The organism is Pseudomonas sp. PS01297 (assembly GCF_029959305.1).
GTDB classification, from domain to species: Bacteria; Pseudomonadota; Gammaproteobacteria; order Pseudomonadales; family Pseudomonadaceae; genus Aquipseudomonas; species Aquipseudomonas helleri.
Genome location: NZ_JASCPQ010000080.1, coordinates 21,065 through 27,064 on the forward strand (window position 1 = coordinate 21,065; position 6,000 = coordinate 27,064).

The following is a 6,000-nucleotide window of genomic DNA, read 5'->3' on the forward strand; positions in this document are numbered from 1 at the left end:
CAAAGGAGCCCCCGAATGTCCGCTTTAAAGACGATGTTTCAACTCACTGGGCGTGGTTATGCCGCAGCTAATCTGAGCAATGCCAGCCTGCTGATCATCGATGCGCAAAACGAATACCTCAGCGGCCCGCTGGCCCTGTCCGGGATGGAAGCCGCGACTGCCAATATCGCCCTGCTCCTCGAAGCCGCCCGCAAGGCCAAGCGCCCGGTGGTGCACGTTCGCCACCTGGGCACGGTCGGCGGCATGTTCGACCCGCAAGGCCCACGCGGCGAATTCATCGCCGGGCTTGAGCCGACAGGCGATGAAGTGATTATCGAGAAGCGCATGCCCAACGCCTTCAACGACACCCGCCTGCGAGAAGCACTGGAAACACAGGGTCACCTGGACCTGATCGTCTGCGGCTTCATGAGCCACTCCAGCGTCAGCACCACCGTGCGCGCCGCCAAAGACTACGGCTTTCGCTGCACCCTGGTCGAAGATGCCTGCGCCACCCGCGACCTGCCCACCGCCAACGGCGTCATCAGCGCGGCAGACGTGCAGCGAACCGAAATGGCGATCATGAATGACAACTTCGCCACCCTGGCCCAAACCAAAAACCTCATCTGAGCCTGCCACTGATAGGCGGCGCCCTTTGACCGCCTATCTGCACCCTTGCTGTGCGCCAGCTTGAACTCCGATTTCGGAGCACCTCAGGAACAACCCGCCCATGTTCCTGTCTGAAGGGCCGATACCCTATAAGGAAAGATCGGAATGAAGATCTCCGATGGTTTTGATGCACGACGCTTACGCCCTAAAGAACACCGAAACTGGCGCGCATGGCTGATTCTGACCCTGGCTGCCCTGCTGACACTGGCAGGCGTCGCGTTACTGTTGACCGGCGCCAGCAGCCTGATCGGCCACCCGGCGGCTCTGGGCGACCTGAACGCCAACCCCACCGCTGCCGTACTGGTGCTGATCGCAGGGCTACTGGTCAGTTGGCTGGGCATCTGGCTATGGCGCCGTAGCCGTCGGCGCATGCGTGCTCCATTTGGCTTGAACATGGCGCCGCACCTGATGAAAAAGCGCGACTAATACACATCGGCCTGCCGATTGTCGTCGACTTGGGTAAACTGTGCGCCCTTCGCGGAGGCTGACATGCAAGACGACGACTTTTCCCTGTTCAAAAACGAGATTCGCGGTGTCAAACCGATCAAGCATGATCGCGCCGACACCGGCAAACCCAAAACTGACCGTGCGCAACTGGCCAAACTGCGGGAAAACGCTATCGTACGCAGCAACACCACGATCATTGACGGTTTGTCTGACCAGTTTGTGATTGATGTCGGCCCCGAAGATCAACTGCACTGGGCCCGCGATGGCGTGCAAGAAAGCCAAATGCGCAAACTCAAGCTGGGCCAGATCAGCTTCGAAGGCAGCCTGGACCTGCACGGCATGACCGTCGAAAAGGCCCGCGAAACGCTCTGGGAGTTCCTCGGCGAAGCCACCCGCCTTGAAGTCCGCTGCGTGCGCGTCACCCACGGCAAGGCCGTGCGTCTGGACGGCAAAAAACCCATGATCAAAAGCCACGTCAACACCTGGTTGCGCCAACATGCCCAAGTCCTGGGTTTCTGCTCCTGCCAGGCCAAACATGGTGGCGCTGGCGCCGTTTACGTCATGCTCAAACGCACCATGATGGAAGGCCGCGACGAGTAACCGCGCATCGCCACACTTGCAGCGCCGAGTCAGCCCCCGTACCCTTGCCCTTTGCGAAAAATCCCACAGGTAGATTAATGTCCCTGGAACAAAACTACACCGCCATCCTCGGTCAGCTTGGCGAAGACGTCTCCCGCGAAGGTCTGCTGGACACGCCCAAGCGTGCCGCCAAAGCCATGAAATACCTTTGCCGCGGTTATGAGCAGACCCTCGAAGAAGTCACCAACGGTGCCTTGTTCAGCTCTGACAACAGCGAAATGGTGCTGGTCAAGGACATCGAGTTGTACTCGTTGTGCGAACACCACTTGCTGCCTTTTATCGGCAAGGCGCACGTGGCCTACATCCCAAGCGGTAAAGTGCTGGGCTTGTCGAAAGTCGCACGTATCGTCGACATGTATGCCCGTCGCCTGCAGATTCAAGAGAACCTGAGCCGTCAGATCGCCGACGCGGTGATGCAAGTCACTGGCGCCCTGGGCGTTGCCGTGGTGATTGAAGCCAAGCACATGTGCATGATGATGCGCGGCGTCGAGAAGCAAAACTCGTCGATGATCACCTCGGTGATGCTGGGTGAGTTCCGCGAAAACGCGGCCACACGCAGTGAGTTTCTCAGCCTGATCAAGTAATCCGGGCATAAAAGAGCCGGCGTTCATCGCCGGTTTTTTTTCGCCTGGCTGTTTCGGCTAAGCTCCATCCTTTATTTAATTGCCCATGAGGCTTTCTACTGTGTTTATCAAAGCGCTTCGCATCGGTTTGGGCCAATTGATCATCGCCGGGGATTTCATTACCCGCCCCAGCAAAAAACAGCGCCCTGCTGCTGACCAGGCAAAAGTTGATCAGGCAGCCAAAGGCCTGACCCTCTATCAGTTCCACGCCTGCCCGTTTTGCGTCAAAACCCGCCGCAACCTGCGCCGCCTGAACGTGCCGGTGGCTCTGCGCGACGCGAAAAACAACGAGCAAGATCGCCAGATCCTGCTGGAGCAAGGCGGCAAGATCAAAGTGCCTTGCCTGCGGATCGAAGAAGACGGCAAGACCACCTGGATGTATGACTCCAAAGTGATCATTGAGTACCTGAACACGCGGTTTGCCAGCGTTTAAACGCCAGTAGCAGCCGCAAGCTGCGATGTATTGATGTTTAAAATCAACCCATCGCAGCCTGCGGCAGTCCCCGCTTAATCCAGCATCCCGACATAGCGCGGTTGGCTCGCCACGCGCTGTATCCAGGCCTGAATCCCCGGGAATCTGCTCAGATCAAACCCGCCCTGATGCGCCACGTGGGTGTAGGCATACAGCGTCACGTCAGCAATCGAGAAGTGCTCACCCACCAGATACGGCGTGCGCTGCAATTGCTGCTCCATCACCTCCAGCGCCCTGTAACCGCGCTTTTGCAGCTTGCGGTATTCCTCTAGCCGCTCTTCGGGCAAGCCCAGATAGAACTGGATAAACCGCGCCACCGCAATGTAGGGCTCGTGGCTGTACTGTTCAAAAAACTGCCACTGCAATACCTGGGTGCGCAAACGCGGCTCGGTGGGTAAGTAGTCACTACCATCTGCCAGGTAGTTGAGAATCGCGTTGGACTCCCACAGGCAGGTGCCATCTTCCAATTCCAGCACCGGCACTTTGCCGTTCGGGTTTTTTTCCAGGAACTCAGGGGTTTGTGTGTCGCCATTGAGAATGTCGACCGACTGCCACTCATATTCCAGGCCCAGCAGGTGCAGCATCAGTTTGATTTTGTAGCAGTTGCCCGAGTTGTAATCGCCATAAACCTTGAGCATCGCAACTCCTAAGCCGCCTCTGCGGCGTGTGCTTGACGGATAACCATTGCCAGACGCTTGAGACCTTCGTGCAAGCGTTCTGGATCAATGTGACTGAAGTTCAAACGCAGACTCCCCACGTTCTGGTCCGGGTCGGCGAAGAACGGCTCACCCGGCATAAACGCGACGTCTTGCGCCAGCGCTGGTTTGAGCAAGGTGCGGGTATCCAGCGGCTGCTTGAGGGTCAGCCAGAAAAATAGCCCACCCTGAGGCACCTGCCAATCCGCCAGGTCCGAAAAGTGTTCTTCCAGCGCGGCCTGGAAGCCGTCACGGCGCACGCGGTAAAAATCACGTAACACCGCCAAATGGTTGGCCATTTTCTCGGTGCCGATCCACTGCAACGCCTGCCATTGGCCAATACGGTTGGTGTGCAAATCCGCCGACTGTTTAAGCCGCAGCAAATGCGGGAACAAATCCGGGCTGGCAATCAGGAAGCCCACGCGCAGGCCCGGCAACAGGGTTTTCGACACCGTGCCGGTGTAGATCCAGCTGGCTGTTTTCAAGCGACTGACAATCGGCGTCGCGCTGCCGCCATCAAAGGTCAGTTCGCGGTACGGCTCGTCTTCAATCAGGGTGACACCGAACTCGTCTAGCAGCGCGGCCACAGCGTCGCGCTTGGCTTCGCTGTAACGCACGGCAGACGGGTTCTGAAATGTCGGAATCAAATAGATAAAGGCCGGGCGGTGTTTAGCCAACTGAACACGCAGTGCTGCCAGATCCGGGCCATCGGTCTGCAACGGGAACGTCAGGCACTCGGCGCCGAACAGTTGGAAAATTTGCAGCGCTGCCAGATACGTCGGCGCCTCGAGCATGATTTCGGTGCCCTTGTCGATGTACAGCTTTGCTGCCAGGTCGAGTGCCTGTTGCGAACCGCTGAGCACCAATACCTGGCTCGCCTCACAGTTGACTCCTAACGCACGCGCTTCTGCGGCCAGCGCTTCACGCAGGGCCGGTTCGCCTTCGCTCATGCCGTACTGGCCCAAAGAGACGGGCATGTCGGTCCAGTCGACTTTAGGCAGCATCGACTCTGCCGGTAGTCCGCCGGCAAAGGACATGACTTCCGGACGCTGAGCAGCCGCCAGAATTTCACGGATCAAAGAACTTTTAAGGCGCGATACACGTTCGGAGAAAGCCATTGAGGTCACCCGTAGCAGAAATCATTGGAAATAAGTCAAACTGGTTGACCGAAATTACGCCTCAGCGACTGGATACGTCAATATGCTTGACCTTAAAAACCCGACCACCCAGCGTGCAGCCATGCAAGCCTTCTTCTTTGGCTATCAGGCGTTCACGGCCAAGGCCGACGAGATGCTCGCCCGGCGCGGGCTGAGCCGGGTTCATCAACGCATCGTGTTTTTCATCGCCCATTACCCTGGTGTCAGCGTCAAGGAACTGCTCACCTTGCTCGGCGTGAGCAAGCAAGCCCTCAATACGCCGTTGCGCCAATTAATCGAAATGGATTTGGTCGTCAGCGTGGTGCCGCCCTCCGACAAGCGCAAGCGCCTGCTGGAACTGACCGCCGACGGTGTCCGCTTTGAGGCCAGCCTGCGCCGTGAACAGGTTAAATTGCTGCAACGGGTCTTCGAACAAGCCGGTGAAGAAGCAGTGAACGGCTGGCTGACGATCAATCAGGCACTGGGGCAAAGCCGTTCAAGCTGACAAACCTGCTAATTTGAAAACAATACTTGCTTTATTTGTATACAAACGCATAAATCAGCTGACCCCGATCGTGCAACGGGAAACGCTTGTACGGGTATATGGAGAAAGTGATGAGTCTGGAAACCTGGCTGCTGTTCAGCAGCGCCGCCTTGGTCGTGATCCTGATTCCAGGGCCACTGTCGTTATTGATGATCAGCAACAGCCTGAACTACGGCTTGCGCCGTTCTTACCCGGCGTTTTTGGGTGGGGTGATTGCCTCGATTTGCTTGCTCAGCGCTTCGGCACTGGGCTTGGGCGCCTTGTTGCTGGCGTCGGAGCAGCTATTCAGCGCACTGAAAATCGTCGGCGCGCTGTACCTGTTCTACCTGGCCTGGCAAAGCTGGAAGCAATCGCGCCAACCGGCAAGAGCCACTACAGTGCCGGACGCCGCACCAAAACCGCGCTTTCGCGCACTCTTTGGGCGCGCATTTGTGCTTGGCGCCAGCAACCCGAAAGACATTTTGTTCTTTGCCGCGTTCTTGCCGCAGTTTCTTGACCCCAACCAACCCTTTTTGGGGCAACTGCTGGTGATGATCGCAACATGGACCGTGCTCGACCTGCTCTGCAAGCTGGCCTACGGCCTGGGCGCCCACGGCGCGGCGAGCTACCTGCGCAGCGGCAAAGGGCAAAGCTGGTTCAATAAGGTCAGCGCTGGCTTGTTCAGCGTGGCGGGTACGGCCTCGTTGTTGAGTCGTTAGAGAATGCCAACCCTGTAGCCGCTGCCGCAGGCTGCGATTGAGCCCGAAGGGGTCACGCTTTTAGAAGCGAAGGTCCTTCGGACCTTATCGCCGCCTGCGGC

Annotated in this window: 9 protein-coding genes; 7 read left to right on the plus strand and 2 right to left on the minus strand. The window is 57.9% G+C overall.

The genetic code is table 11. The features are described from left to right. The first annotated feature begins 15 nt into the window (after positions 1-15). From QMX84_RS20280 to QMX84_RS20300, 5 genes are all read left to right on the plus strand, one after another. Positions 16-606 carry a cysteine hydrolase family protein gene (locus QMX84_RS20280; RefSeq protein WP_153327835.1) on the plus strand — a complete coding sequence of 197 codons (591 nt, stop codon included), beginning with the start codon at positions 16-18 and terminating at the stop codon, positions 604-606. 144 nt (positions 607-750) lie between these two features. Further along, complete coding sequence (locus tag QMX84_RS20285) at positions 751-1,071, plus strand: hypothetical protein (protein WP_048371276.1); 321 nt, start codon at positions 751-753, stop codon at positions 1,069-1,071. A gap of 63 nt (positions 1,072-1,134) precedes the next feature. Further along, positions 1,135-1,692, plus strand: a complete 558-nt coding sequence (locus QMX84_RS20290; RefSeq protein WP_282364645.1) for a Smr/MutS family protein — start codon at positions 1,135-1,137, stop codon at positions 1,690-1,692. Between the two features lie 77 nt (positions 1,693-1,769). Further along, the gene (gene folE / locus QMX84_RS20295) at positions 1,770-2,315 is read left to right on the plus strand and encodes a GTP cyclohydrolase I FolE (RefSeq protein WP_048371280.1); all 546 of its coding nucleotides are present in this window, start codon (positions 1,770-1,772) and stop codon (positions 2,313-2,315) included. Positions 2,316-2,415: 100 nt separating this feature from the next. After that, on the plus strand, positions 2,416-2,787 hold the full coding sequence (locus QMX84_RS20300; RefSeq protein WP_282364646.1) for a glutathione S-transferase N-terminal domain-containing protein: 372 nt from the start codon (positions 2,416-2,418) through the stop codon (positions 2,785-2,787). A 74-nt stretch (positions 2,788-2,861) separates the two neighbouring features. Here the strand turns inward: QMX84_RS20300 and QMX84_RS20305 are convergent, their stop codons facing one another. Continuing rightward, on the minus strand, positions 2,862-3,464 hold the full coding sequence (locus QMX84_RS20305; protein ID WP_153391718.1) for a glutathione S-transferase family protein: 603 nt from the start codon (positions 3,462-3,464) through the stop codon (positions 2,862-2,864). A gap of 8 nt (positions 3,465-3,472) precedes the next feature. Then, positions 3,473-4,639 carry a PLP-dependent aminotransferase family protein gene (locus tag QMX84_RS20310; protein ID WP_282364647.1) on the minus strand — a complete coding sequence of 389 codons (1,167 nt, stop codon included), beginning with the start codon at positions 4,637-4,639 and terminating at the stop codon, positions 3,473-3,475. Between the two features lie 82 nt (positions 4,640-4,721). Here QMX84_RS20310 and QMX84_RS20315 point away from each other — a divergent pair, with 82 nt between their 5' ends. Together QMX84_RS20315 and QMX84_RS20320 are read left to right on the plus strand one after the other, a co-directional pair. Continuing rightward, entirely contained in the window at positions 4,722-5,162 is a 441-nt protein-coding gene (locus tag QMX84_RS20315) for a MarR family transcriptional regulator (protein ID WP_048371286.1), read from the plus strand. A gap of 110 nt (positions 5,163-5,272) precedes the next feature. Continuing rightward, positions 5,273-5,899, plus strand: coding sequence for a LysE family translocator (locus tag QMX84_RS20320; RefSeq protein ID WP_048391137.1), 627 nt, complete (start codon positions 5,273-5,275; stop codon positions 5,897-5,899). Positions 5,900-6,000: the final 101 nt, after the last annotated feature.